The sequence below is a fragment of the Pinirhizobacter sp. genome, from assembly GCF_036499745.1.
GTDB lineage: Bacteria > Pseudomonadota > Gammaproteobacteria > Xanthomonadales > Rhodanobacteraceae > Pinirhizobacter.
On the sequence record NZ_DASYDG010000008.1, the window covers coordinates 68168 to 94337 of the forward strand.

Annotated in this window: 23 protein-coding genes; 15 read left to right on the top strand and 8 right to left on the bottom strand. The window is 64.3% G+C overall.

The window, feature by feature from the left end; all coding sequences use genetic code 11:
• Positions 1-66: 66 nt before the first annotated feature.
• Together parC and VGM61_RS02400 are read left to right on the top strand one after the other, a co-directional pair.
• Complete coding sequence (gene parC, locus VGM61_RS02395) at positions 67-2307, top strand: DNA topoisomerase IV subunit A (RefSeq protein ID WP_331521144.1); 2241 nt, start codon at positions 67-69, stop codon at positions 2305-2307.
• Positions 2307-2606, top strand: coding sequence for an acyl carrier protein (locus VGM61_RS02400; RefSeq protein WP_331521106.1), 300 nt, complete (start codon positions 2307-2309; stop codon positions 2604-2606). The genes parC and VGM61_RS02400 overlap by 1 nt, the downstream gene beginning before the upstream one ends.
• Here the strand turns inward: VGM61_RS02400 and VGM61_RS02405 are convergent.
• The gene (locus VGM61_RS02405; RefSeq protein ID WP_331521107.1) at positions 2593-3081 is read right to left on the bottom strand and encodes an 8-oxo-dGTP diphosphatase; all 489 of its coding nucleotides are present in this window, start codon (positions 3079-3081) and stop codon (positions 2593-2595) included. The genes VGM61_RS02400 and VGM61_RS02405 overlap by 14 nt on opposite strands.
• 79 nt (positions 3082-3160) lie before the next feature.
• Between VGM61_RS02405 and VGM61_RS02410 the strand changes: the two genes are divergently transcribed.
• The gene (locus VGM61_RS02410; RefSeq protein ID WP_414694783.1) at positions 3161-3964 is read left to right on the top strand and encodes a phosphodiester glycosidase family protein; all 804 of its coding nucleotides are present in this window, start codon (positions 3161-3163) and stop codon (positions 3962-3964) included.
• Positions 3961-6345 (top strand): penicillin acylase family protein, encoded by a 2385-nt coding sequence (locus VGM61_RS02415; RefSeq protein WP_331521108.1) that lies wholly within the window; start codon positions 3961-3963, stop codon positions 6343-6345. Before VGM61_RS02410 ends, VGM61_RS02415 begins: the two co-directional genes overlap by 4 nt.
• On the opposite strand, the gene dapE is transcribed toward VGM61_RS02415, so the two are convergent.
• Genes dapE through map form a run of 6 tightly spaced genes read right to left on the bottom strand, consistent with a single transcriptional unit; the run spans position 6342 to position 12342 of the window.
• Positions 6342-7472, bottom strand: coding sequence for a succinyl-diaminopimelate desuccinylase (dapE, locus tag VGM61_RS02420; RefSeq protein WP_331521109.1), 1131 nt, complete (start codon positions 7470-7472; stop codon positions 6342-6344). The two genes, VGM61_RS02415 and dapE, sit on opposite strands and share 4 nt — an antisense overlap.
• Before the next feature lie 46 nt (positions 7473-7518).
• Positions 7519-7653, bottom strand: coding sequence for a DUF2165 family protein (locus VGM61_RS02425; protein WP_331521110.1), 135 nt, complete (start codon positions 7651-7653; stop codon positions 7519-7521).
• A gap of 18 nt (positions 7654-7671) precedes the next feature.
• The gene (locus VGM61_RS02430; protein ID WP_331521111.1) at positions 7672-8034 is read right to left on the bottom strand and encodes a Spx/MgsR family RNA polymerase-binding regulatory protein; all 363 of its coding nucleotides are present in this window, start codon (positions 8032-8034) and stop codon (positions 7672-7674) included.
• Positions 8034-8864, bottom strand: coding sequence for a 2,3,4,5-tetrahydropyridine-2,6-dicarboxylate N-succinyltransferase (gene dapD, locus VGM61_RS02435; RefSeq protein WP_331521146.1), 831 nt, complete (start codon positions 8862-8864; stop codon positions 8034-8036). The genes VGM61_RS02430 and dapD overlap by 1 nt, the downstream gene beginning before the upstream one ends.
• The gene (glnD, locus tag VGM61_RS02440) at positions 8851-11517 is read right to left on the bottom strand and encodes a [protein-PII] uridylyltransferase (RefSeq protein ID WP_331521112.1); all 2667 of its coding nucleotides are present in this window, start codon (positions 11515-11517) and stop codon (positions 8851-8853) included. The genes dapD and glnD overlap by 14 nt, the downstream gene beginning before the upstream one ends.
• A 57-nt stretch (positions 11518-11574) precedes the next feature.
• The gene (map, locus tag VGM61_RS02445) at positions 11575-12342 is read right to left on the bottom strand and encodes a type I methionyl aminopeptidase (RefSeq protein ID WP_331521113.1); all 768 of its coding nucleotides are present in this window, start codon (positions 12340-12342) and stop codon (positions 11575-11577) included.
• Positions 12343-12680: 338 nt separating this feature from the next.
• Between map and rpsB the strand changes: the two genes are divergently transcribed.
• Entirely contained in the window at positions 12681-13550 is an 870-nt protein-coding gene (gene rpsB, locus VGM61_RS02450) for a 30S ribosomal protein S2 (RefSeq protein WP_331521114.1), read from the top strand.
• An 80-nt stretch (positions 13551-13630) separates the two neighbouring features.
• Positions 13631-14509 carry a translation elongation factor Ts gene (tsf, locus tag VGM61_RS02455; protein ID WP_331521115.1) on the top strand — a complete coding sequence of 293 codons (879 nt, stop codon included), beginning with the start codon at positions 13631-13633 and terminating at the stop codon, positions 14507-14509.
• An 83-nt stretch (positions 14510-14592) separates the two neighbouring features.
• On the opposite strand, the gene VGM61_RS02460 is transcribed toward tsf, so the two are convergent.
• Positions 14593-16311, bottom strand: coding sequence for an alpha/beta fold hydrolase (locus VGM61_RS02460; protein WP_331521116.1), 1719 nt, complete (start codon positions 16309-16311; stop codon positions 14593-14595).
• A gap of 234 nt (positions 16312-16545) precedes the next feature.
• Here VGM61_RS02460 and pyrH point away from each other — a divergent pair, with 234 nt between their 5' ends.
• The 9 genes from pyrH (at position 16546) to fabZ (ending at position 26167) form a co-directional block, all read left to right on the top strand.
• Positions 16546-17268, top strand: a complete 723-nt coding sequence (pyrH, locus tag VGM61_RS02465) for a UMP kinase (RefSeq protein ID WP_331521117.1) — start codon at positions 16546-16548, stop codon at positions 17266-17268.
• 60 nt (positions 17269-17328) lie between these two features.
• Positions 17329-17886 (top strand): ribosome recycling factor, encoded by a 558-nt coding sequence (frr, locus tag VGM61_RS02470; RefSeq protein ID WP_331521118.1) that lies wholly within the window; start codon positions 17329-17331, stop codon positions 17884-17886.
• A 26-nt stretch (positions 17887-17912) separates the two neighbouring features.
• Positions 17913-18668 (top strand): polyprenyl diphosphate synthase, encoded by a 756-nt coding sequence (gene uppS, locus VGM61_RS02475; protein ID WP_331521119.1) that lies wholly within the window; start codon positions 17913-17915, stop codon positions 18666-18668.
• Complete coding sequence (locus tag VGM61_RS02480) at positions 18661-19479, top strand: phosphatidate cytidylyltransferase (RefSeq protein ID WP_331521120.1); 819 nt, start codon at positions 18661-18663, stop codon at positions 19477-19479. Before uppS ends, VGM61_RS02480 begins: the two co-directional genes overlap by 8 nt.
• A gap of 5 nt (positions 19480-19484) precedes the next feature.
• Positions 19485-20663, top strand: coding sequence for a 1-deoxy-D-xylulose-5-phosphate reductoisomerase (locus VGM61_RS02485; protein WP_331521121.1), 1179 nt, complete (start codon positions 19485-19487; stop codon positions 20661-20663).
• A gap of 32 nt (positions 20664-20695) precedes the next feature.
• On the top strand, positions 20696-22036 hold the full coding sequence (rseP, locus tag VGM61_RS02490) for an RIP metalloprotease RseP (protein WP_331521122.1): 1341 nt from the start codon (positions 20696-20698) through the stop codon (positions 22034-22036).
• A gap of 147 nt (positions 22037-22183) precedes the next feature.
• Complete coding sequence (gene bamA, locus VGM61_RS02495; RefSeq protein WP_331521123.1) at positions 22184-24577, top strand: outer membrane protein assembly factor BamA; 2394 nt, start codon at positions 22184-22186, stop codon at positions 24575-24577.
• Between the two features lie 95 nt (positions 24578-24672).
• The gene (lpxD, locus tag VGM61_RS02500; protein ID WP_331521124.1) at positions 24673-25704 is read left to right on the top strand and encodes a UDP-3-O-(3-hydroxymyristoyl)glucosamine N-acyltransferase; all 1032 of its coding nucleotides are present in this window, start codon (positions 24673-24675) and stop codon (positions 25702-25704) included.
• Positions 25697-26167 carry a 3-hydroxyacyl-ACP dehydratase FabZ gene (gene fabZ, locus VGM61_RS02505; protein ID WP_331521126.1) on the top strand — a complete coding sequence of 157 codons (471 nt, stop codon included), beginning with the start codon at positions 25697-25699 and terminating at the stop codon, positions 26165-26167. The genes lpxD and fabZ overlap by 8 nt, the downstream gene beginning before the upstream one ends.
• Positions 26168-26170 lie beyond the last annotated feature (3 nt).

Here is a 26170-nt window from a genome sequence, read left to right on the forward strand (position 1 = left end):
CTCACCCCTTAAGACGTAGCCATGGCACCATTCGGGGCTTGAGCATCACGGATTGCCATGCCCCCGATGACCCTGCAAGCCAACTACGAACAGATCCCGCTTCGCGAATATGCCGAGCGCGCGTACCTGGATTACTCCATGTACGTGGTACTGGACCGTGCCCTGCCCTTCGTCGGCGATGGGCTCAAGCCCGTCCAGCGCCGCATCATTTACGCCATGAGCGAGCTGGGCCTTGCCGCCACGGCGAAGCCGAAGAAGTCCGCCCGTACCATCGGTGATGTGATCGGCAAGTTCCATCCCCACGGCGACAGCGCCTGCTACGAGGCGATGGTGCTGATGGCCCAGCCGTTCTCGTACCGGTATCCGCTGGTGGACGGCCAGGGCAATTTCGGATCGCCCGACGACCCAAAAAGCTTTGCCGCGATGCGCTATACCGAATCGCGCCTCACCCCGATCGCCGAGGTGCTGCTGTCGGAGCTTGGCCAGGGCACGGTGGAATGGGTGCCCAATTTCGACGGCACCATGGATGAGCCCTCGTGGCTTCCTGCGCGCGTGCCGCACGTGCTGCTCAACGGTTCCATGGGCATTGCCGTGGGCATGGCCACCGACATCCCGCCGCACAACCTGCGGGAAGTCGCCAGCGCCTGCATCCGCCTGCTGGATGATCCCGACGCCACGGTGGCGGACCTGTGCGAACACGTGCTGGCGCCGGATTACCCCACGCCCGCCGAGATCATTACCCCGCGCGCGGAATTGCTCTCGATGTACCAGACGGGCACGGGCTCCCTGCGCGCTCGGGCAATCTACCGCCGCGAGGAAAACAACATCGTCATCACGGCGCTGCCTCACCAGGTATCGCCCTCGAAGATCCTCGAGCAACTCGCAGCCCAAATGCGCGCGAAGAAGCTGCCGATGATCGAAGACCTTCGCGACGAGTCCGACCACGAGAATCCGATCCGCCTGGTGCTGGTGCCGCGTTCGACGCGCATCGATGCCGATGAGTTGATGCCGCACCTGTTCGCCACCACCGATCTTGAGAAGAGCTTCCGCGTCAACCTCAACATGATCGGGCTTGATGGCCGCCCGCAGGTGAAGGATCTGAAGATGATCCTTTCCGAGTGGCTGCGCTTTCGCACCGACACCGTCACCAAGCGCCTGAGCCATCGCCTGGCCAAGGTCGAGCGACGCCTGCACCTGCTCGAAGGCTTGCGCATCGCCTACCTCAATCTGGACGAAGTAATCCGTATCGTCCGCACCGAGGACGAACCCAAGCCGGTTCTAATCGCCCGCTTCCGTCTTTCCGAAGAACAGGCCGACTACATCCTCGAAACCCGCCTGCGCCAGCTGGCACGGCTCGAGGAGATGAAGATCACCGCCGAAGCGGACCAACTCGAGGAAGAACGCGCGCGCATCAACGTGCTGCTGAAATCGCCGGCCAAGCTGAAGGGCCTGATCAAGGAAGAACTCCGCCATGACGCTGAAAAACATGGCGACGAACGGCGCTCGCCACTGGTGTCGCGCAACGCTGCGCAGGCACTGGACGAAAGCGCCCTGGTAACGTCCGAACCCGTCACCGTGGTGCTATCGGCCAAGGGCTGGGCACGCGCGGCCAAGGGCCATGACATCGACGCCGAAGGGCTCTCCTACCGCGAAGGCGATAGCCTCCTGGCCGCGGTACGTGCGCGTACCACGCAACAGGTGGCCTTCATCGATTCCACCGGCCGCAGTTATTCCACGCCGGCCCACACGCTGCCTTCCGCGCGTGGCAACGGCGAACCCCTGACCGGCCGTTTCAGCCCGCCCTCGGGTGCGCGCATGGACGCCGTGGTTGCCGGCGACAACGACACGCGGCTGGTACTGGCCACCGATTTCGGCTACGGCTTCGTCACCCGCTTCGAGGCCCTCACCGGACGCAACAAGGCCGGCAAGCAGATCATCAGCCTGGCCGACGGTGCACGTGTGCTGCAGCCGGCGATCAGCGCCGATCCCTCGCGCGATCGCATCGTGGTGGTCACCACCGAAGGGCATCTGCTGATGTTCTCGGTAGCCGAATTGCCTGAACTGGACAAGGGCAAGGGCAACAAGCTGGTGGAAATTCCCAAGGCCAAACTGGTGTCGGGCGAGGAGCGCGTGGCCGGCGTGGCCGTGGTCACCGAGTCAAAGGGTGAGGTCACCCTGTACGCTGGCGCGCGCAAACTTACCCTGCGCTGGGCGGACCTCGTCGAATACGGCGGCAACCGTGCCGGTCGCGGCGGCTTGTTGCCCCGCGGGCTGCGCCGCGTTGAACGGATCGAGACCACCGGCTGATGGATCGCGCCACGCTCCAGGTCGAAATCGCCGCCATGATCGCGCGGGACATCGGCACCGATGTCGCCGTGGTCACGGCCGAATCGAGCCTGCGCGACCTGGGCGTGGATTCCCTCACCGCGGTATCGCTATGCATGGGCATCGAACGCCAGTACCAGGTGCAGATCTTCGAGCCTACGTTAAGCCGCGACCTGCGCGTAGGGGAGATAGTAGCTGTCACCCTGGCTGCACTCGAACGCCGCCACGTGGTGGATGACATGCGCCCGGCCGTCCAGGCACCGCGCCCTAGAACCGGCTGAATGCCCAACTCTGCATGCGGCCGTCCTTATAGGGCATCACACCATGGAAAGGACGCGGGTCGCCATCGAAGATCAACGGCAGGAAATGCCGGTCGCCTTCCCACATGGGAAGGTCGTACATCGCTTCCAGGGGCACCCATTCCAGGGTGCCCTCTTCGTTTTCGCTCCAGGCCTGTCCGGTGAAACCGTCGATCAGGAAGATGAAGCCGAGCCAGTCCTCGCCCTGCTTGCCAAAGCCCGGCCAGTTGATGGTGCCGCGCAACTGCATCGAGGTGCATTCGATGCCCGCTTCTTCGGCGATCTCGCGGCGCATGCACTCGGCAATGTCTTCGTTCAGCTCCATCTTGCCGCCCAGGCCGTTGTACTTGCCAAGGTGCTGGTCGTCCGGCCGGGCATTGCGATGTACCAGCAGCACGCGCTTGCCATCGGTGGAGAGTACATAGCCCAAAGTAGCGGCGATCGGGGTATAGGGCATCGTCTGGTCGAACGCGGGAAAACCGCGAGTTTACAACGCCCCCTTGCCAGCCGCCTGGCCACCCCGCCACAGTAGGCTCATGACGTTCCCGAAATTACCCGCGTCGACGCGACGCCTGCCCCGCCGCCTCGCCGCAGGCCTGCTTGTGCTGCTCACCGCTGTCCCCGCCGCCCATGCAGTGCAAAGCCAGCGCATGGTGTTCGAGGACCTCGGGTTCCGCATCGTCCGCGTGGACCTTCGCCGCGACCTGCTTGAGCTGCACTGGAAGGACAGCTCAGGCAAGCCTTTCGGTGACGTCGAAGCACTCAGGGCCTGGGGGCAGGTCCAGGGCCGGCGCCTGGCCTTTGCCACCAACGCGGGCATCTACGACCGCAATTTCGCCCCGCTGGGCCTGTACGTCGAGGACGGTCGTCAGCGCGTGCCGCTGAACCTGGCCCGCGGCAACCCGGCATCCGGGAATTTTTCCCTGCTGCCCAACGGTGTCTTCGCTGTCGATGCCCAGGGCAAGGCCCATGTGATGACCAGCCAGGCATGGAAGGCGGCGGCCCTGCCCACTCCTCGCCTGGCGACGCAATCAGGGCCGATGCTGCTGATCGACGGGTCGGTGAATCCAGCCTTCACCGATGCTTCGGAAAGCATGAAATGGCGCAGCGGCGTATGTGCGGTGTCTGGCGATGAAGTGGTATTCGCCGTATCGGAGTCGCCGGTGAATTTCCACGTCTTCGCCCGGCTGTTCCGCGACCGGCTGCAATGCCGTGACGCCTTGTTCCTCGATGGCACCATCTCGCAGGCCTATGTCGACGGCCAGGGCTACGTGGGTGCACCGCCCTTCATGCTTAAACCCTACGCCGGCATTTTCGCGGTGTTCGACAAGGCGCCATGAACCGCCGCGTCGCCCTGACCGCGCCGACCGCCTCCCGCCGACGGCGCTGGCCGAAGATCGTCGGCGGCCTGCTGGTGCTGGTATTGCTACTGGGGGCAGGCGTGGCCGGCTATGGCTGGTGGCAGTTGTCCGGCAGCCTGCCGCAGCTCGACGGCCATCGCCATGTCGCGGGCCTTGGTGCGCGCACCACCATCACCCGCGACGCCCTGGGCACGGTGACGGTGGAAGGCGCCAATCGCCGCGACGTGGCCTATGCGCTGGGCTTCGTCCACGGGCAGGAGCGCTATTTCCAGATGGACCTGCAACGACGGGCGGCAGCGGGTGAGTTATCCGAGCTCGTCGGTACCGGTGCCATCGACCGCGACCTCGACGTCCGTCGGCATCGCTTGCGCAGCGTCGCCGAAGCAGCGCTTGCCCAGCTTCCCGACGACCAACGCTCGATACTCGATGCCTACCGCGATGGCGTGAATGCCGGGCTCGCGGCGCTGCGCGTGCCGCCCTTCGAATACCTGCTACTGCGCCAGAAACCGGTGCCGTGGCGCAGCGAGGACAGCCTGCTGAGCACGGCGGCGATGTACCTGGACCTCAACGCCAACGGCGAGAACAAACGCGAACTGGCACTGGCACAGTTACACGCCACCTTTCCGCGCGTGGTGGTCCATTTTCTCACCGCGCCTGACGGCCGCTGGGAATCGCCGCTGCAGGGCGTGGCCTCGCCGCCACCCTATATTCCCGAAAGTACGGATATGGACTTCCGACACGCCGACATGAAAGCAACGCCTGTGTCGGCAAGCAGCGTGCCGCCGGAAGCGGGCAAGCCAGGAAGCAACAGTTTCGCAGTGTCGGGCAAGCTCACCGGCACCGGGGCTGCCATCGTCGCTGGTGACATGCACCTGGGCCTGCGTACGCCCGACATCTGGTTCCGTGCGCGGCTGCGCTACCCCGACTCCACCGCCCCTGGCGGCATCCGCGATCTCAACGGTGTCACCCTGCCCGGCACGCCGGCGCTGGTGGCCGGCTCCAATGGTCAGGTGGCCTGGGCCTTCACCAACAGCTACGGCGACTGGGCCGACTGGGTACGCGTACCCACCGAGCCTGTCACCCATCATGACGAAGTGATCCATGTGCACGGGGCGGCTGACCGCCACCTGGACGTCGCCCAGACCCGCTTCGGGCCGATTCTCGCACGGGACACCGACGGCGCTCCGCTGGCATTGTCGTGGATCGGCCAGTTGCCCCGCGCCTACAACATGGCGTTGATGAAGCTGGAGCAGGCCCCGAACGTCGACGCCGCGCTCACCGTCGCCCCACTCGCCGGTATCCCGCCGCAGAACGTCCTGGTTGGCGATACCCAGGGCCGCGTGGCATGGACCATCGTCGGCAACAGCATCCCCGTGCGCTCGGACTATAACGCCTTGCTGCCATCGGACTGGTCGGTGCCGGGCACCGGCTGGACAGGTTTCCTTGCACCTGCCGACTATCCCCGCATCACCGGCCGCGACCGCCTGTGGACGGCCAACAATCGCGTGGTCGCGGGCCACGACCTCGCCGTGCTGGGCAATGGCGGTCATGATGTCGGCGCCCGCGCACAGCAGATCGCCGACGACCTGGATGCACGCGCCAGCTTCGCGCCGGGCGACATGCTCTCGATCCAACTCGACGACCGCGCTGTATTCCTGACCCGCTGGCAACAGCTGTTGCAGGCAACGCTTGCGCGCAGCAACGACGAGGGCCTGTCGCAGTTGCGCGTACTCACTGAACGATGGAGCGCACGGGCAGACACCGGTAACGTCGACTACCGCCTGGTGCGCGCCTTCCGCGAAAACGTGCGCGCCGCCGTGCTTGCACCCTTCGTCGAACGGGTAGCCGCGCGATTCCCGGGCTTTGCGTGGCCTCACGACATCCAAACCGAAGGCGCGGTGTGGGCGATGGTGCAGCAACAGCCGCCGAACCTGCTCGACCCACGCTACGCCGACTGGAACGACTTGCTCCGGGCTGCCGCGCAAAAAGTGGTCGACGACCTCGGCAGCCAGCCCGGCGGGCTTGCCGCGCGCACCTGGGGAGAAGCCAATACGGCGGCCATCGTGCATCCGCTTTCGCGCGCGCTGCCGGCGTTCGTGGCTAGGTTCATCGACATGCCGCGCGAACCGCTGCCCGGCGACCGCGACATGCCACGCGTGCAGGCGCCAGCCTTCGGCGCCTCGGAGCGGTTCGGCATCATGCCCGGCCACGAGGACATCAGTTACCTGCAGATGCCCGGCGGACAATCGGACCATCCACTCTCGCCGTTCCATGGCAGCGGGCACCATGATTGGGTCGTAGGGCGCGCTACGCCGCTGCTGCCGGGGCCAGCGGTGTATACGCTTGAGCTCATACCCTAAGCGAACATCCGCAGCATGATGTCGCTGTACAGGCTGGGCAGGCGTTCGAGGTCGGCCACGGATACGCATTCGTCGACTTTGTGGATCGTCGCGTTCACTGGGCCTACTTCCACTACCTCCGCACCCATTGGCGCAATGAAGCGTCCATCGGACGTGCCGCCACCGGTGCTCTGCTCGGGCTCTTCGCCGCGCAAGGCGCGGCAGGCATCCACGACCACTTCGCGCAGGCGGCCGCCCACGGGTGTCAGGAACGGTGCACCTGAAGTGGACCACTCGATGGATGCATCGACACCATGACGAGCCAGGATGGCTTGGACCCGAGCCTGCAGGTCGGCCGCCGCGCTCACCGTGCCATAGCGGAAATTCACCAGCGCCACCAGCTCACCCGGGATCACATTGTTGGCGCCGGTGCCTGAGTTGATGTTCGATACCTGGAACGAGGTGGGTGGGAAATCTTCGTTGCCTTCGTCCCAGCATTGGGCCGCAAGTTCAGTCAGGGCCGGTGCGAAGGCATGGATCGGATTCAGGGCCTTGTCCGGATAGGCCACATGGCCCTGCATCCCACGTACGTGCAGCGTCCCTGACAGTGATCCGCGTCGGCCAACGCGTATGAGGTCGCCAAGCGTGGTCTTCGCCGACGGCTCGCCCACCACGCAATGGTCGATGCGCACGCCTTCGGCCAGGAAAGTCTCCACCACGCGCTTGACACCGTCGGTGGCCACGCCTTCCTCGTCGCTGGTGATGAGGAGCGCCACCGTGCCGGGATGGTCCGGATGCGCACGGACGAAATCTTCCAGCGCCACCACCATCGCCGCGACCGAGCCCTTCATGTCCGCCGCACCGCGACCGAAAAGCCTTCCCCCACGTAACGCAGGTTCGAATGGCGGACTGGTCCAGCTGCCTTCGGGACCCGTGGGGACCACGTCGGTATGGCCCAGGAATGCGAGCACCGGCCCACCCGCGCCGTGCGTGGCCCACAGGTTGTCGACCTCACCGAAACGCATGTGTCTGCAGGTAAAACCTGCCGCGGCGAGCCGTGCCGAAATGAGTGCCTGGCAGCCTTTGTCGCTGGGTGTCACGGACGGGCGGCGGATCAATTCGCAGGCTAGATCGAGGACATCGGACATGGCAAGCATCGTTCGCGGGGCAATCGTCACAGCCTACCGGCTGGTGTCAGCGATGCAAGCTGTCGTCTTCGCCTATGCCAAGGAAGGCCAGCATGCCTCCCAGGCATATCAGGAAACGAAACGCGCTCGAAATGCCATTCCATTGCGACGACATCCACATGCCGAACCATTCGCCACCCACCAGCTTCGAGCCTGGAGCCTAGCCCTCGGCAAAAAGTCCCTTGAAACCGTTGTCGGTGAAACCCACGCTCACCGGCTCACCTTCACGCACAACCACCGGGCGCCGGATCAGCGCGGGGTATTCTTTCAGCAGTAATGTCCACTCAGGATCGCTGCGCGGATCTTTACGCTGAGGCAGAAGATTGCGCCAGGTGGTGCTGGACTTGTTCACCAGCTTCTCCCAGCCGCCGAGCTCGGCAGCCCAGGCCTTGAGCGTGGCCGCCGGCACCGGCTGCGCGCGATAGTCCACGAACGCATGGTCCACCTCGAAGCGACCGAGCCAGTTGCGTGCCTTCTTGCAGGTGTCGCAGTTGGGCAGGCCGTAGAGCGTGACCGTTGCCATCAGGCGTCGCCCGCGCGCAGCAGTTCGTTGATGCCGGTCTTGCTCCGCGTTTTCTCATCCACCTGCTTGACGATCACCGCGGCGTACAGGCTGTGGCTGCCGTCTTTGGCTGGCAGGGAACCCGCCACCACCACGCTGCCCGCGGGCACACGGCCATAGCTGACCTCGCCCGTGGCGCGGTTGTAGATGCGGGTGGACTGGCCCAGGAACACGCCCATGCCGATCACGCTGCCCTTCTCCACCACCACGCCTTCCACCACTTCCGAGCGAGCGCCGATGAAGCAGTTGTCTTCGATGATGGTGGGATTGGCCTGCAGCGGTTCAAGCACGCCGCCAATACCCACGCCGCCGGAAAGATGCACGCCCCTGCCGATCTGCGCGCATGAACCCACCGTGGCCCAGGTATCGATCATGCTGCCGGCGCCCACGTACGCGCCGATATTGGTATAGCTGGGCATCAGCACCGCGTCCCGCGCGATGTGCGCGCCACGCCGCACGATGGCACCAGGCACCACCCGTGCACCCACCTGGCCGAAGGTGGTGTCGTCCGCACCGCCGAAGCGCACCGGCACCTTGTCGAACGCCGCGGCCACACCGCCGTCCATCACCCGGTTGCCGTTGATGCGGAAGTACAGCAGCACCGCTTTCTTGATCCACGCGTTGACCTTCCAGCCGCCTTGCCCATCGGGTTCGGCCACGCGGTGTTCACCGGATTCGAGCAGGTCAAGTACCTGTTCCACCGCCGGGCGCAGGTGCGTATCGATTTCCGTCTGGGCCAGGTCGTTGCGGCGTTCGAAGGCGTCGTCGATCAGGGTCTCAAGCGTTTGCATCTGCATGGGGTACTTCGGTCCTCGGTGTATGTCCGACGTGCCGCAGCAGCGCCTGGCGCAGGATTTCCCGGCGGTTGGCGGACAGCGGTTTGTCGTGACGGTCGGTCAATTGGAAAAAGTCTTCGACGCGCTCGCCGAAGGTGGCGATCCGCGCATCATGCACGCGAACCTTCGCTTCGGCCAAGGCCTGTGCCACTGCGGCAAGCAATCCCGGGCGATCAGTGCATACCAATGCCAGCTGCGTGCGCTCCCCCATATCGGTGAATTCCACGCGCGGCGCCATCTGGAAATGCCGAAGGTGGCGTGATAGTCCACGCTTGGCAAGTTGTGCAACACGGGTGTCGCTGAGCGCCTTGCACATCCGCGTGCGTAATTCTTCGGCGCGCTGCAGGCTGGCCGGCGCCTGGGAATCGGATTCAAGCAAAAGGAAGGTATCCAGCGCCATGCCCGTTGGCGAGGAAAGGATCCGCGCCTCGACCACGGAAAAACGCAGGCGGTCCAGCACCGCCGTGACCGTGGCAAAAAGTCCATCGCGATCGGGCGTGTAAAGGAAAAGCTCCGTGCTGCCGCGGACGGAAAACGGGTGGACTTCCACCACCGGCCGTACCTTGCCTGCGCGCATGATCGCAGCCGTCTGCCAGGCGATCTGCTCGGGCCGGTGGCGCAGGAAGGAGAGCTCGAGAAAATCGGACCATATCCGCTCCACCGCGGCTGCGCCCACGTCAGGCGACACCAGCATCGCCATTGCGCGTTCGCGGCAATCGCGCGCGCGCGCATCGGCAAGCTGGCCCATGGCCTGGTCGCTGCGCAGTGCGTAACGCGTGGAAGTGTAGAGGTCGGCCATCAGGCGGTCCTTCCACGCGTTCCATAGCTTCGGACTGGTGCCGATGATGTCGGCGATGGTCAGCAGGTACAGGTTGTCCAGGTGTTCCCAGTCGCCCACGAGGCCAGCAAACCGCTGCACCACGTCAGCGTCGGTGATGTCCTGGCGCTGCGCCGTGGTGCTCATCAACAGGTGCCAGCGGACCAGCCAGCCCACCAGCGCGATGTCTTCGGCCGGCAGGCCCAGCCGCTTGCCGAAGGCATGGGCTTCTTCTTCGCCCAGCACCGAATGATCGCCGCCGCGGCCTTTGGCGATGTCGTGGAACAGGGCAGCCAGCAACAACAGCTCCGGCTTGTCGAGCGTCGGCCAGATCTCCACTGCAACGGGAAATTCGCCACGTGAGCCTGGATCGGCGAAACGAGCGACGTTGCGAAGCACGCGCAAGGTGTGTTCGTCCACGGTGAACATGTGGAAGAGGTCGTACTGCATGCGGCCGACGATCTTGCCGAAGGCCGGGATGATGGCGGCAAGCAGGCCATACCGGTTCATCCGCCATAACGCTTCCACGGCCGGCGCGCCGCGCCGCAGCAGCTTAAGGAAACTGGAAAGCACTGCGGGGTCGTCGGCCAGCTTGCCATCGTGCAACGAGACGGCATGCTGGATTCGCCGCATGGCCTGGGCGGTGAAGCCAGTGATGCCCGGCTCGTCCAGCCGCGTGATGAAGATGTCGACCAGGGCCGCGGGGTGGTTGACGAAGAGCTCTGCATCGCGCAAGGCGAGGCGGTTATCAAAGCGCACGTAGTCCTGCCCGACCGCGCGCGGCTCGGCGGCTGGCTCGAGCATTTCCTCGAACCGCTCGATCACCTGCACCCCGGCACGTTCGATCGTGCTGGCGGCGCGGTAGTAGCCCTGCATGAATTGTTCGACGCCGAGGTTTTTCTCGTGTTCGTCCTCGAAGCCCAGGCGCGCGGCGATCGCCCGCTGGTAATCGAAAAGCAGGCGCTCTTCGGCACGGCCAGCTTCCAGGTGCAGGGCGAAGCGATAGCGGCGGAGGGTTTGCTCCGCGCGCAGCAGCGCATCGCATTCGACCTGGTCGAGCAGGCCCTCGTGAACCATGGTGTCGAAGTCCGGCGCGTTGGCCAGGCGCCGGCCCAGCCAGCGCATGGCGTCGAGCGAGCGCAGGCCCCCGGGGCCATCCTTGAGGTTGGGTTCGAGGTTGTGCGCGGTATCGTCGAAGCGTGCGTGGCGGGCATCGCGCTCACGCAGGCGCACCGCCAGGTATTCCCGCGGGGGCCACACGGCGGGATCTTCAAGGATGCCGCGTAAGCTGGTTTCCAGGATGGGCTGGCCCACCAGGCGGCGGGCGTCGATCAGGCTGGTGAAGACGGTGGCGTCGCGCATCGCCAGCGCGCGGCATTCGTCGATCTCACGCACGGCATGGCCGGGCTTGATACCGATGTCCCACAGGCACGCGAAGAAATTCTCCAGCGCACGGTACAGCGGCGGCGAGGTTTCCCCGACGATGGCCAGCAAGTCGACGTCCGACCGGGGAAACAGCAGGCCGCGGCCGTAACCGCCCACGGCGAACAGGGCGGCGGCCGCAAGGTCGCCCAGGCAGGCCTTCCACGCATGCACCACGACCTTGTCGATGGCCTCGCTGCGGCGGCGGGACAGCGCCGTGGCGTCACCGCCCTCATCGAAGGCGGTGGCGATGGCCCGTTCGGTGTCCCCGAGCAGCTGCCTCAGGGCCTTGCGCGCTTCCGGCGACACGCCCGAACGCGGCACCACGGCCGGCAGGCGGGGCAAGGGCGGCAGCGCAGGTGCAGTCATGGGGCCTCGTCAGCGTGGAGCTTAGGTTGCCCTGCCCTTTCAAACGGCGGGGTTACGTTAGGCGGCGTCCGGCCAGGGGGTGAGGATTTCAAAGCCTGATTCGGTCACGGCCACCGTGTGCTCCCACTGGGCCGAGAGCGAGTGGTCCTTGGTAACCACTGTCCAGCCATCAGGCAGCTGCTTGGTCTGCGGCCTGCCGGCGTTGATCATCGGCTCGACGGTGAAGGTCATGCCCGGTTTCAGCTCCAGGCCCGTGCCGCTGCGGCCGTAATGCAGCACCTGCGGCTCGTCGTGGTAGACCTTGCCGATGCCGTGGCCACAGTACTCGCGGACCACCGAATAACCCGCGGCCTCGGCGTGCTTCTGGATGGCCGCGCCGACATCGCCCAGGGTGGCGCCGGGTTTGACCGCGCCGATACCGAGCATCATGGCCTCGTAGGTGGTGTCCACCAGCCGCTTGGCCAGTACCCCGGGGGTGCCGACGAAATACATCCGGCTGGTATCGCCATGCCAGCCGTCCTTGATCACGGTGACGTCGATATTGACGATATCGCCGTCCTTCAGGACCTTCGACTCGGTGGGAATACCGTGGCAGATCACATGGTTGACCGAGGTGCAGACGGTCTTGGGAAAGCCGCGGTAGCCGACATTGGCGGGAACCGCCTTCTGGACGTCCACGATGTAATCGTGGGCCAGGCGGTCCAGGTGCTCGGTGGTCACGCCGGGCTTGACGTGCTCCTTGAGCATGGCCAGGACATCAGCGGCAAGGGCTCCAGCCACACGCATGGCCTGGATTTCTTCGGGGGTTTTGGGGATGACTGCCATAATGAACCCAAATGTGGCCTACCGGCCGGCATTTCCAGCAACTTGCCGCGGATAACGCCGTCCAGCTATAATTAGCGAGTTATGCGCGTCGCACTACACCCGTGAAACGGGCCCGCGGGCGCATGGCGAAACACGATTGTAACCGCCCGGACGCTCCAATGGTCCGTGGCGTAAGCCATCGGCGGCGCAAGCCGCAAACCAACGCCACACACGTGCCGGCACCGTTTTCGGGGTGCCGCGGGCCTCCCGCCAGGGGGTACCGCGGTCGAAACCGGGGGCACGTGGAGGTCCCAACCCCCTTCGATCCCTTAGGGATCGAGCTTCAAAGGAATAACGAAATGCCCCAGGTCACCATGCGCCAGATGCTCGAAGCCGGCGTCCACTTCGGCCACCAGACCCGTTACTGGAACCCGAAGATGGCCCCGTATATCTTCGGCGCCCGCGGCAAGATCCACATCATCAACCTCGAGAAGACCCTCCCGCTCTTCACCGATGCGATGAACTATCTTTCGGGCCTGGCCCAGAAGCGCGGCACCATCCTCTTCGTCGGCACCAAGCGCTCGGCGCGCGAGACGCTGGCCGAAGAGGCCGCCCGCGCCGGCCAGCCCTTCGTCACCGCCCGCTGGCTCGGCGGCATGCTCACCAACTTCCGCACGGTCAAGCAGTCAGTGGCCCGCCTGAAGGAACTGGAAGCGGCCGAAACCGACGGTTCGTTCGAGAAGCTGGTCAAGCACGAAGTGCTGGCCCGCCGCCGCGAGCGCGACAAGCTGCAGAACTCGCTGGGCGGCATCAAGGACATGAACCGCCTCCCGGACGCCCTGTTCGTGATCGACATCGGCCACGAAGACATCGCCGTGCAGGAAGCGAAGAAGCTTGGTATCCCGGTGATCGCCGTGGTCGACACCAACTACGATCCGGGCCTGGTCGACTACGCCATCCCGGGTAACGACGACGCCATCCGCGCCATCCAGCTGTACGCCCGCGCCGCCGCCGACGCCATCCTGGAAGGCAAGGCCGCTGCGCCCAACGCCGGTGCCGGCGATGCCAACGACTTCGTCGAGCTCGACGAGGAAGGCAATCCGGTAGCCAAGGAAGACCGCAAGCCTGCTCCTCGCCGCAACGACCGTGACCGCAACGACCGTGGCCCGGCCCGCAAGGGTGCGCCGCGTGACGGCGGCCGTGGTTCGCGCGACGGCGCCAGCGCCTGATAGATAAGCACCACCCGCGCGCGGGGCGGCATTAACCAGCCGCTCCGCGCAGCGAAAGCATCTCCCAAGAGGATTTTTCCGTGACCCAGATTTCCGCACAGATGGTGAAGGAACTGCGCGAGCGTTCCGGCGCCGGCATGATGGAGTGCAAGAAGGCACTCGTCGAGAACAACGGCGACCTCGAAGTCTCTATCGAGTGGCTGCGCAAGAACGGCCTGGCCAAGGCCGACAAGAAGGCCGACCGCGTCGCCGCCGATGGCCGCGTAGTGGCCGCGCAGGGCAATGGCACGGCCGTGCTGGTCGAAGTCAACAGCGAGACCGACTTCGTCGCCAAGGCCCCCAACTTTGTCGCCTTCACCAACGAGATCGCGGACATTGCGCTGAAGTCCGGCGCAACCGACATCGCTGCCCTCAATGGCGCGGCCTCTCCCGCCGGCGGCACGGTGGAAGATTCCGTGAAGTCGCAGATCGCCACCATCGGCGAGAAGATCGAGCTGCGCCGCATGGTGCAGGTCAAGGCTGACGGCCCGCTGGCCACGTATTCGCACGGCGGCCGCATCGGCGTGATCGTGGCGCTGAAGGGCGGCTCGGAAGAGCTCGCCAAGGGCATCGCCATGCACGTGGCGGCGATGAACCCGGCGCACATCAAGCCCGAGGACGTCCCGGCCGAGTTCGTGGCCAAGGAAAAGGAAATCGCCCTCAGCCAGATGACCGACAAGGACAAGGCGAAGCCCGCCGAAATCCTCGAGAAGATCATCTCGGGCAAGATCAACAAGATCATTTCCGACGTCACCCTGGTCGGCCAGCCGTACGTGCTCGATACCAACATCACCGTGGGCGAGGCGCTGAAGAAGGAAGGCGCCGACGTCGTCTCCGTGGTACGCCTGGGTGTCGGCGAAGGCATCGAGAAAGTCCAGGAAGACTACCTGGCTGAAGTAGCCAAGGCGATGCAGGGTTAAACGCACGCCATGCTGGATAGAAAAAGGCCGCGCATGTCGCGGCCTTTTTTGTGACGCCTTCCTGGATCATCTCCTCAACGGAGCTAGAGCAGACCCTTCGAAGTACTCAATTCCCGCATCCGTTGACGTAGCAGATCAGCACGATCCGCATCTGCATAAGGCTGCGCGGATCTTTCAGCGACACTCATCTCGCCGGGCTGCGGTGTTTCACAATGAGTCATCCGCCCAGGAAACGTGCCCTCCAACAGGAAGTCCGCGACCTTCGCATCGACGCATTGAGTCAGCTGCGGAAAAAGTCCATGAGTAAGATTGTTCTCGACCTGGATCATTCTGGCATTCTGCGTGAAGTCAAATGCTTTCATGGCCCCGGATGATGATGTGATCGGATCATGGCTGGCCTGCAGCATCAACAAGCCCTCAGTTTGGGCTATGGCACCAAAATCCCGTGGTTCAACAACCGGTAATGCCCAATCGTGACACGGCTGCTGTAGACCATGGCCGCCTCGCAACGAATATTGCGCACTTCCGGCGAACATCTGGCTGCGCCAGAAATCCGGATCATTTTGGCTAGATGTATCGTTGCAAACTACTGCCCTGTAGACAGATTCCTCTTCCTCAAGCTCAAAAGGCTGCTCCGGCCGTGGAGGATTGTCAGAAAAATGCCACCTCGCTGCGTTCTTGGCGTAAATGCCAGCATTGGCATCGGTCTCTCCAAGCTCATCGAAATATCGATCTACATGCATCAACGTAGCATCCAGGTCGATGTCAGGATGTGCGGCCAGGATTCGCTCGACGAGCAAAACACCGGCAACGACACGTGCACTGAATTCCAGTTGTTTGTTATCGGCGGAAAGCGCCCAAAATCTGTTCTTGCTCCTCAACTGAGGTCGTACCTGGCGGTAGTCCTGAATGATCTTTACCGGATCCGAACCCAGGTGGAAACGTTCGGGATGAGACGCCATGAACGGAATCAGGGTTTCCTCAAAAGCACGCTGAAATGCTTCCGGCTGATCCAGTAGCGCTTCGTCGAAACTACCCGTCCAATTCATATTGCTGTCCAGCAACATCCTTCCAGTGTGCTCAGGAAACGTGGCCGCATACCAGGCGCCAAGCCATGTCCCATAGGAAACTCCGAAGTAGTTCAGCCGAGCGTCCCCCACCGCCGCCCGCGCCAGATCCATATCCCGTAGCGCCTGGTCGGTATTGATCAGCGCCGCATGTGGCTGGTTCTGGCAGGCAGAGGACTCAAGTCGCGCATTGAATTCAATATTGGCGAGGTTGGCCTCACCCGGATCGACGTCGAACGATTCCGTCGCTTTTCGAGCGATGTTGCTACGACACTTGAAGAGCCATTGGCCAGCCAACCCACGAGGTTCGATCGCCATGATGTCGTAGCGGTCGACGATGTCCCGCTGAAAGCGAGCGATGGGATGCGCCGGGTCGGCCATGCTGAAGAGGGCCCCCATACTTGCCGCAAAGCCCGTCGCACTGCCACCCGGGCCTCCCGGGTTAACGAACAGCGAACCTATGCGTTGATCCGGCTTCCCGGCCAGCACCCGAAGCATGGGTAGCGCCACTTTTCCCTTACCCGGATCGTGATGATCTCGCGGTACCCGAAGCGCAGCGCATTGCAGCCGATCACCCAACTCCGGGTACTTATCGACAAGGTCAGGAGAACATTGCCCCCATTCAAGGGCACCGCTTGCCCGGACGGCGTCCGGGCTGAGACCAAGCGACAATGCTGCAATCATAAGGCCCAAGACGGCGCGACCACTCGATGAAGCTCTACTTGCCTGGGACATTTTTCAAGTCTTCCATGACGAGGGTTCACCCTCAAACCTAAAGTCTCGTCGCGCCAAGGTTCACTGAAAAGCGGGATCTTCCTAGGATACGTGTAGGCGACGGCGGCCTCGACTTATAACAATTTGTGTTCGCTGATACTTTCACATCCCAGCCATCGAAGGACTCTGAAGACTCCCGGGCTAGCCGGGGTTCGATTACAATGTGGCTGTTTTGCCCCACAAATCGGAGACCCCATGAGCAAACCAGTGAAACACCGCCGCATCCTGCTCAAACTCTCCGGTGAAGCCCTGATGGGGGCCGAAGACTATGGCATCGACCCGAAGGTCATCGGCAGTCTGGCCCGCGAGATCATCGAAGTGCAGCGGGCCGGCATACAGGTGGGCGTGGTGATCGGCGGCGGGAATATCTTCCGTGGCGCAGGCCTGGCCAAGGCTGGCATGGACCGCGTCACCGGCGACCACATGGGCATGTTGGCCACGGTGATGAACGCGCTGGCCATGCAGGACGCCATCGAGAAAGCCGGCGGCGATGCACGCACCATGAGCGCGATCAAGATCAACGAGGTCTGTGAAGACTTCATCCGTCGCCGCGCCATCCGCCATCTGGAAAAGGGCCGCATCGTGCTCTTCGCCGCCGGCACCGGCAACCCCTTTTTCACCACCGATTCCGCCGCCGCCCTGCGTGCCATCGAAATCGGCGCGGACCTTCTGCTCAAGGCCACCAAGGTGGACGGCATCTACACCGCCGATCCCAAGCGCGACCCCACCGCCCGCCGCTACGAGCACGTGAGCTACAACCAGGTGATCGAGCACCGGCTGGAAGTGATGGATACCGCCGCCATCGCCCTGTGCCGCGACCACAAGATGCCCATGCGCATCTACGACATGACGGTGCCCGGCAACCTCATGCGGCTCATGCACGGTGAACACATCGGCACCCTGGTCGACGCCTCCTGACACCCTGCGCCCCCCGGCTTGCTATAATCCCCGGCTACCTTGGCTGGCCGGAATCGCCCCATGATCGACGACATCAAGTCCGACGCCCAGACCCGCATGGGCAAGAGCATCGACTCGCTTCGCCACGACCTGCTGCGCCTGCGCACCGGTCGTGCCAGCACAGCCCTGGTCGATGGTCTGAAGGTGTCCTATTACGGCTCCGACACCCCGGTGAACCAGGTGGCCACGGTGTCCCTGGCCGATTCGCGCTCGATCATCATCACGCCGTTCGACAAAAGCCTGGTGGGTCCGATTGAAAAAGCCATCATGGCGTCGGACATCGGCATCACGCCCAATACCGCAGGCGTAGTGATCCGCCTGAACATGCCGCCGCTCACCGAGGAGCGCCGCAAGGAGCTGGCCAAGCACGTGGCGGCGGAAGGCGAGAACGCCAAGATCGCCATCCGCAATGTGCGTCGCGATGCCATGCAGCAGATCAAGGAAATGCTGAAGGAAAAGCTCATCACCGAAGACGACGAGCATCGCGCCGACGACGACGTGCAGAAGCTCACCGACCGCTTCGTGAAGGAAGTGGACCAGGTCTGCAAGACCAAGGAAGAAGAGCTGATGGCGCTCTGAGAAGCGCGCCGGCGGCTTAATTCCTCATGACCGGATCCGCCATCGGGCGCGTGCCGCGCCACCTGGCCATCGTCATGGACGGGAACGGCCGTTGGGCGAAACAACGCCGGCGCCCACGCAGCTTCGGTCATCGCGCCGGCCAGAAAGCCGTGCGCCAGGCCGTGGAGTTCTGCCTTCGGGCAGGCATTGAATCGCTCACCCTGTTCGCATTCTCCAGCGAAAACTGGCAGCGACCGCCCACCGAAGTGCGTGCACTGATGGAATTGTTCGTGCACGCGCTCGAGCGCGAGGTCGAACAACTGCACCAGAACGGCGTGCGCATCCGCTTCGTCGGCAACCTCGACGCCTTCGAACCGGCCCTGCGCGAGGGCATGCTCAAGGCCATGCGCCATACTCAGGGCAATACGGCCCTGAACATGAACGTAGCGGTGAATTACGGTGGTCGCTGGGACATCGCCCAGGCCGCGCAGGCGGCCGCACGGGCCATGGCCCGCGGCGACATCGCAGCCGAAGCCATCGACGAGGCATGGCTGGGCCAGCACATGTGCCTGGCCGGCCAGCCGCCGCTCGACCTCTTCATCCGTACCGGCGGCGAACACCGCGTCAGCAACTTCCTGTTGTGGCAGCTGGCCTACGCTGAACTGTACTTTACCGATACCCTCTGGCCCGACGTCGACCAGGCTGTGCTTGCCGACGCCCTGGCCGATTACGCTGGACGCGAACGCCGCTTCGGCCGTACCGGTGCGCAGGTCACACGCACCTCCAAGGACACCCATGCTTAAGCAGCGCGTCGTCACCGCCCTGATCCTGCTGCCGATCGCCCTGGCGGTCATCCTGGTCGTGCCCACGCCCTGGTTCGCCCCGGTTGCGGCCCTGGTGTTCCTGGGCGGCGCCTGGGAATGGAGCGCGCTGGCCGGTGTCCGGTCGACAGCCCTGCGCGTGGTCTATCTGGGCGCGGTTGCGGCACTGATGGTGCTGTGCTGGGTCATCCGCGGCAACAGCGGGTGGGCTTTCATCCTTGGTCTGGGCGTGGCCTGGTGGGTAGCCTGTTGCTTCTGGTTGCGACATTTCAGCTTCGCCGCTGCCCCGAACACTGAGAATTCCTGGTTGAAGGCTGCCGTAGGGATGCTGGTGGTCGTCACCACATGGGTCGCGCTGGCCTCGATCCATGGCGGCGGTCCGAACGGACACTACTGGACGCTGCTCTCCCTGGTCATCGTCTGGGTCGCCGATACCGGCGCCTATTTCAGCGGCCGCTTCTTCGGCAAGCGTAAACTCGCCCCCACCATAAGCCCGGGCAAGACCTGGGCCGGCGTGTACGGCGCCCTGGTGGCCGGTGCGGCGGTCGCGGTCGGTGGCGGATGGATGCTGGGCGTGACCGACGCGCGCCTGGGCGGCATGGCCGTGCTGGGTGTACTGGTGGTGGGCGCATCGGTGGTCGGCGATCTTTTCGAGAGCCTGCTCAAGCGCCATGCCCAGGTGAAGGATTCAGGCACCCTGTTCCCGGGCCACGGCGGGCTACTCGACCGTATGGACAGTGTTTTCGCCGCCCTGCCGGTGTTTGCCGCCGGCAAACTGCTGTTGGGCCTGTGAACACCGTGCGCAACATTGCGGTCCTGGGTGCCACCGGCTCCATCGGTACCAGCACGCTGGATGTCATCGCGCGGCACCCGGAGCGCTTCACTGCCAGCGTGCTGGCCGCCCACAGCAAAGTGGACGAGCTGGTCGCCCTTTGCGTGCGTTTCCGGCCCCGGCTGGCCGTGATCGCCGATGCAGCGCTCGAGAACGAACTGACCCGCAAGCTCCGCCATGCCGGCGTCAACTGCGCCGTGGCCGGCGGGCCGGACGCGGTCACCGCCGCAGCCTCCGGCGACCTTTGCGACACCGTGGTCGCCGCCATCGTCGGCGCCGCGGGGCTGGAATCCACCCTCGCCGCGGCCCGGGCCGGCAAGCGCCTGCTGCTGGCCAACAAGGAATCCATCGTCCTGGCAGGGCCCCTGCTGCTGGCGGCCCTGCGAGAGGGCGGCGGCGATCTGGTGCCAATAGATTCGGAACACAACGCGATCTTCCAGTGCCTGCCTGGCGGTCGCCCGGCGCTGGCTGCCGCAGGTGTGCGGCGGATCATCCTGACAGCCTCCGGCGGCCCGTTCCGCGGCCGTACCCGGGCGGACCTGGCCGCCATCACACCGGCCCAGGCCGTGGCCCATCCACGCTGGTCGATGGGACCGAAGATCTCAGTAGATTCCGCCACCTTGATGAACAAGGGCCTGGAGGTGATCGAGGCGCATTATCTCTTCGCCGCCGCGCCTGACGACATCGAGGTGCTGGTGCACCCCCAGAGCCTGGTGCACTCGATGGTGGAATACATCGATGGCTCGGTGCTGGCCCAACTGGGCAATCCCGACATGCGTACGGCCCTGGCGCATGCGCTGGCCTATCCTGAACGGATCGAGGCGGGCGTCACCCCACTGGATCTCGCCGCAGCCGGCAGGCTGGACTTCGAAGCCCCCGATACCGACACCTTCCGCTGCCTGGCGCTCGCCTTCGCGGCCCTGCGCGCCGGCGGCGACGCCACGGCGATCCTGAACGCCGCCAACGAGGTGGCCGTGGCGGCCTTCCTGGGCGGTACCCTCCACTTCCTGGGCATCGCCGACATCGTCGAGGCGGTACTTGCGGAACTGCCGCCCGAACCCGTGGTCGATATCCCGACCCTCGTGGCGCGGGACGGGGCGGCGCGGGCTGCAGCGCGCCGGGTGCTCAGCCGCGCTTACTGCTAATATTGCCCGACACTTACGGCGCTTCCTGATACATGAGTCCATTCTTCGGTTCGATATTCTGGTTGGCCGTCACGCTCGGCGTGCTGGTGACCTTCCACGAGTTCGGCCATTACTGGGTCGCCCGCCGTTGCGGCGTGCGCGTATTGCGCTTCTCCGTCGGCTTCGGCCGGGCCATCTGGCGCCGCGTCGGCCGCGATGGCACCGAATACCAGATTGCCGCCATCCCGCTGGGTGGCTACGTAAAAATGCTCGACGCCCGCGAGGGCGATGTCGACCCGGCTGACCAGGGCCGCGAATTCACCGCCAAGCCGGTCTGGCAGCGCATTGCCATCGTGGTGGCGGGTCCTGCATTCAACCTGCTGTTCACCATCGTTGCCTTGTGGGCCATGTTCATCATCGGTCGCCCGGACATGGCACCGCTGGTCAGCCCCGATCCCGCAGGCATGGCGGCACAGGCGGGCCTTCGTGAAGGCGACCGGCTGGTTTCGGTCAACGGTAACCAGGTCAGCACCTGGAGCACGGCGCTGGAGGCCCTCTCCAATGGCCTGCTCAACCACGAGGCGCTGCCCGTGCACGTTCGTGGCCAGGACGGCAGCGAGCGCAATGTAGTGCTGCCCCTGCAGAACCTGGACAACAGCCAGGACATCGGCAAAGGCTTCGAGGCCCTGGGGCTGGACGCCTTCCGCCCGGCAATCGTCGATAGCCTGCGTCCGGGCGACCCGGCCGCACTGGCCGGCGTGAAGGCCGGTGACCTGATCACCTCGGTCAATGGCCAGGCAGTGGGCGATTTCACCGACTTCATGAAACTGCTGCCCAAGGCGGCGGAAAAGAACCCGAACGTGCACCTGGGCGTGCACCGCGGCAACCAGAACCTCACCCTCGCCGTCACCGCCCGCCGCTCCACCGAGGACGGCACCACCCGCTGGATCGTCGGCGTGATGGGCCGCGCCGGCGAGGAAGCCACCGAGCGCTATGCGCCGGTGCCAGCCCTGGGCCAGGCTCTGAAGGCCACCTGGACCAGCACCAAGACCACCTTCAACCTGATCGGCAAGATGGCCTCGGGCCAGGCCTCGACCAAGAACCTTTCAGGCGTGGTCGGCATCGCGGAGGCCGCGAATGATTCAGCAGGCCGCGGTGTCGCCTGGTTCCTCAATTTCCTGGCGATGGTGTCCTTAAGCCTTGCCATCCTCAACATGCTGCCGATCCCGGTCTTGGACGGCGGACACCTGCTGTATTACCTTATTGAGTTGGTCAAGGGCAGCCCGGTCAGCGAACGAACGATGATTGCCGGCCAGTACGTGGGCCTGGCCTTGCTGTTCACGCTGATGGGCCTGGCTTTCTTCAACGACATTCATCGTCACTTCGTTTCGTGACCGTGACTTCGGGGCCCGGCGCCAGCGCCATCGGTTTTGCGGCTTTACCCTCCTCTTCTTGCGTTGCCGGCCTTGTGCCTGCCACGCGCGAATATCAAGCGCCCGGTTTCGTCGCCGGTCGCCACGATTAACCTTACGGAATCGACGATGAAGCGTATCGCCGCCCTGATCTTGCTCGCCTCCCTCTCCGCGCAGGCCCTTGCCTTTGAACCGTTTGTCGTTTCCGATATCCGCATCGATGGCCTGACCCGCATCGCCCAGGGTACGGTGCTGAGCTACCTGCCGATCGAGAAAGGGGACACCCTCACCGACGATCGCGTCCAGGCCGCCATCCGTGCCCTCTACCAGACCAAATTCTTCTCGGACGTAGAAGTCGATCGCCAGGGCAGCATCATGGTGATCAAGGTCGTCGAGCGCCCGGCCATCGCCAAGCTCACCCTGCGCGGCAACAAGGACATCAAGGAAGACGACCTGCGCAAAGGCCTGAAGGAAATCGGCCTGTCGGAAGGTGAAACCTTCGACCGCCTGTCGCTCGACCGCGTGCAGCAGGAGCTGATCCGCCAGTACTACAACCGCGGCAAGTACAACGTATCGGTCGATCCGCACGTTACACGCCTTGACCGCAACCGCGTGGCGATCGACATCGAGATCCGCGAAGGCAAGGCGGCGAAGATCCGCGAGATCAACGTGGTCGGCAACAAGGTCTTTACCGACAAGCAGATTCGCAGCGGCTTCGAACAGAACACCTCGAACTGGCTGTCGTGGTATTCCAAAGACGACCAATACTCCCGCGAGAAGCTCTCCGGCGACCTGGAAAAACTCGGCTCCTACTACATGGACCGCGGTTATGCCGACTTCGGTATCGACTCCACGCAGGTCACCATCGCCCCCGACAAGCGCGAGATGTACATCAGCGCTTCGGTGAAGGAAGGCGAGATCTACACCGTGTCGGACGTCAAGCTTCTTGGCGAGCTGATCCTGCCTGAGGACATCCTGCGCAAGCTGGTCTTCATCCACAAGGGCGAGACCTTCAACCGCAAGGCCATCGAAGCGAGCTCCGATGCCATCAAGGGCATCCTGGCCAACCTCGGTTACGCCTTCGCCAAGGTCACGCCGATCCCGAAGCTCGACCGCGACAAGCGCACCGTCGACCTCACGCTCTTCATCGAGCCCGGCAAGCGCGTGTACGTGCGCCGCGTGATCTTCCAGGGCAACACCCGCACCGAAGACGACGTGATGCGTCGCGAGCTGCGTCAGCTCGAGGGCACCTGGTATTCCCAGGCCGCGCTCGACCGCTCCAAGACGCGCCTTGACCGCCTGGGTTACTTCAAGACGGTGAAGATCGACAAGGCACTGGTGCCGGGCACCGATGACCAGGTAGACGTCACGGTAAAGGTGGAAGAACAGTCCGCCGGCAGCCTGATGTTCGGTGTGGGTTACTCGCAGTACTCAGGCATCATCCTGTCCGCCTCGGTGTCGCAGAACAACTTCCTGGGCACGGGCGACCGCTTCTCCGTCGGCGCTGAAACCTCCGACTACTACAAGCGCGTGAATGCCTCGTACGTGAACCCGTACCTCACCGATTCGGGCATCGCGCTGGGCTATAACGCCACGTACTCGAAGCTGGACTACGGCGATACCGACTTCGCCAACTACACCTACAGCACCACGGCGTTCTCCAGCTACCTGAACATCCCGGTGACCGATTTCGACTCCGTCACCGCGGGCCTGGGCATTTCCAGCAACAAGATCAACACATCGCCGGGCTTCACCCCGCAGGATCTGATCAACTACCAGAACAAGGTAGGCAACCAGACCATCCACTCGTGGACGGCGAACCTGGGCTGGTCGCACGACACCCGCAACGGCTACTGGGCGCCCACGCGCGGTGGCGTGATGAGCGTGTCGAGCGAAATCGCCCTGCCCGGCTCCACGGTCAACTACTACACGATCAACACGGATCTGGGTCATTACTGGCCGGTCGGCCGCGGTTTCGTGCTGTACCTGGACGGCAAGCTTGGCTACGGAAATACCTACGGTTCGGACAAAGACCTCGCCTTCCCGTTCTGGAACAACTTCTTCTCAGGCGGCGTGCGCGACGTGCGTGGTTTCCAGGACAACACGCTTGGCCCGAAGCTGTGCTCCGGCGTGATGCAGGATCCGAAGTTCCCGAACGACCCGACCAAGCAGATCAGCGTCCCGCCCAATGCCAAGGGCCAGTGCACCGACAGCTACTACAACTACGCCCAGCCGATCGGTGGCGCGTTCAAGGTGCTTGGTACCGCGCAGGTGTTCCTGCCGCTGCCATTCCTGAAGGATGTGAACACCGCACGCGTGTCCTGGTTCATGGACGTGGGCAACGTGTATTCGAACTTCGGCGCCTTCAAGGCCAAGGATCTTCGCGCCTCCACCGGTCTGTCGCTGCAGTGGCAGGCTCCGATCGGACCGTTGATCATCAACTTTGCCATCCCGTTCCGCGACCAGGACGAAGACAAGCACTACGAAGAGCGCATCCAGTTCACCTTCGGCAGCCAGTTCTAAACCAGCGCTGTCGCGCAGGCGTACTACCATCGCGGGGTGGCATGGGCGCGAAACCCATGCCACCCTTTCTTTTTTCCTGAACGCGGGAACGGACCATGAGCGGACCCAGGCCCTATGCGCTGGCCGAGCTTGCGCAGATGTTCGAGCTGGAAGCCCGCGGCGACGGCGACACGCGGGTAGACGGCGTGGGCACGCTGGCGGCGGCCACCCCCAGCCAGCTCACCTTCCTCTCCAACACGAAATACACATCCCAGCTGGCGGCAAGCCGGGCCGGTATCGTGGTGCTGCGCGCCGATGACGCCGACGCGCGCCAGGGTGCCAGCCTGATCGCCCGCGATCCCTACGTGGCCTACGCCAAGATCGCCGCACTGTTCGAAGGCCTGCCCGCCTACCCGCCGGGCATCCATCCCAGCGCCGTGGTGTCACCCTCCGCCCGCGTGGCGATGAGCGCCAGCATCGGCCCCTGCTGCGTGGTCGAAGACAACGCCGTGATCGACGAGGGTGCGGTACTGGGGCCTCACTGCATGGTGGGCGCCGGCTGCATCGTCGGCGCGCAAAGCCGCCTGGTGGCCCGCGTCACCCTGGTCACCAGCGTGACCCTGGGCAAGCGCGTGATCGTCCACCCGGGAGCGGTGATCGGTTCGGACGGGTTTGGCCTGGCCTTCGACCGCGACCACTGGATCAAGCTGCCGCAGCTCGGTGGCGTGCGCATCGGCGACGACTGCGAGATCGGCGCCAACACCACCATCGACCGCGGTGCGCTGGAGGACACCGTGCTTGAGGAAGATGTCCGCCTGGACAACCAGATCCAGATTGCCCACAACGTATACGTGGGAGCACACACGGCCATGGCCGGCTGCGCGGCGGTGGCCGGCAGCGCGAAAATCGGCCGTTACTGCATGGTCGGCGGCAATGCCGGCATCCTGGGGCACCTTGAGATTGCCGACCGCGTTACCATTACCGCCAAGAGCCTGGTGACCAGCTCGATTTCCGAGCCTGGTGAATATTCTTCGGGTACTCCGTTGCAGGAAAACCGCCGATGGCGGCGCAACGCGGCCCGCTTCAAGCACCTGGACGAGTACGCGCGCCGCGTGGCGGCGCTGGAAAAGGATAAGAAACATGAATGAGCAGGGCCCGGGCGTGACACTACCCGTCGACATCGAACACATCCAGCGCTTGCTGCCGCATCGCTATCCGTTCCTGCTGGTCGACCGCGTACTAGAATTCACAGCCGGCGAAACCATCGTTGCGATCAAGAACGTCACCAGCAACGAACCGTTCTTCCAGGGTCACTTCCCCGGCCATCCGGTGATGCCCGGCGTGCTGATCGTCGAAGCACTGGCGCAGGCCTCGGGCCTGTTGATCCAGCTCACCGCCGCGGCGGGCAGCTGCCTGGAAAACCCGCTTTTCTACCTGGTGAAGGTCGATAAGGCCCGCTTTAACGCACCGGTGGTACCCGGCGACCAACTCCGCATGGAAGTACGCCTGAAGCGGATGATCCGCGGCATGGGCATCTTCGAGGCCCGCGCGCTGGTCGATGGCGAGGAAGTGGCCAGCTGCGAGCTGATGAGCGCGCGTCGCGCAGACTGACCG

Bases quoted from the DNA above. Each gene is read 5' to 3' on its own strand.
- VGM61_RS02415 (WP_331521108.1), top strand. From the start codon at position 3,961: ATGAACCGCCGCGTCGCCCTGACCGCGCCGACCGCCTCCCGCCGACGG.
- parC (WP_331521144.1), top strand. From the start codon at position 67: ATGACCCTGCAAGCCAACTACGAACAGATCCCGCTTCGCGAATATGCC.
- VGM61_RS02405 (WP_331521107.1), bottom strand. From the start codon at position 3,081: ATGCCCTATACCCCGATCGCCGCTACTTTGGGCTATGTACTCTCCACC.
- uppS (WP_331521119.1), top strand. From the start codon at position 17,913: ATGACCGGATCCGCCATCGGGCGCGTGCCGCGCCACCTGGCCATCGTC.
- bamA (WP_331521123.1), top strand. From the start codon at position 22,184: ATGAAGCGTATCGCCGCCCTGATCTTGCTCGCCTCCCTCTCCGCGCAG.
- VGM61_RS02480 (WP_331521120.1), top strand. From the start codon at position 18,661: ATGCTTAAGCAGCGCGTCGTCACCGCCCTGATCCTGCTGCCGATCGCC.
- pyrH (WP_331521117.1), top strand. From the start codon at position 16,546: ATGAGCAAACCAGTGAAACACCGCCGCATCCTGCTCAAACTCTCCGGT.
- VGM61_RS02430 (WP_331521111.1), bottom strand. From the start codon at position 8,034: ATGGCAACGGTCACGCTCTACGGCCTGCCCAACTGCGACACCTGCAAG.
- dapE (WP_331521109.1), bottom strand. From the start codon at position 7,472: ATGTCCGATGTCCTCGATCTAGCCTGCGAATTGATCCGCCGCCCGTCC.
- rpsB (WP_331521114.1), top strand. From the start codon at position 12,681: ATGCCCCAGGTCACCATGCGCCAGATGCTCGAAGCCGGCGTCCACTTC.
- VGM61_RS02460 (WP_331521116.1), bottom strand. From the start codon at position 16,311: ATGTCCCAGGCAAGTAGAGCTTCATCGAGTGGTCGCGCCGTCTTGGGC.
- VGM61_RS02400 (WP_331521106.1), top strand. From the start codon at position 2,307: ATGGATCGCGCCACGCTCCAGGTCGAAATCGCCGCCATGATCGCGCGG.
- map (WP_331521113.1), bottom strand. From the start codon at position 12,342: ATGGCAGTCATCCCCAAAACCCCCGAAGAAATCCAGGCCATGCGTGTG.
- frr (WP_331521118.1), top strand. From the start codon at position 17,329: ATGATCGACGACATCAAGTCCGACGCCCAGACCCGCATGGGCAAGAGC.
- rseP (WP_331521122.1), top strand. From the start codon at position 20,696: ATGAGTCCATTCTTCGGTTCGATATTCTGGTTGGCCGTCACGCTCGGC.
- glnD (WP_331521112.1), bottom strand. From the start codon at position 11,517: ATGACTGCACCTGCGCTGCCGCCCTTGCCCCGCCTGCCGGCCGTGGTG.
- dapD (WP_331521146.1), bottom strand. From the start codon at position 8,864: ATGCAAACGCTTGAGACCCTGATCGACGACGCCTTCGAACGCCGCAAC.
- fabZ (WP_331521126.1), top strand. From the start codon at position 25,697: ATGAATGAGCAGGGCCCGGGCGTGACACTACCCGTCGACATCGAACAC.
- VGM61_RS02410 (WP_414694783.1), top strand. From the start codon at position 3,161: ATGACGTTCCCGAAATTACCCGCGTCGACGCGACGCCTGCCCCGCCGC.
- lpxD (WP_331521124.1), top strand. From the start codon at position 24,673: ATGAGCGGACCCAGGCCCTATGCGCTGGCCGAGCTTGCGCAGATGTTC.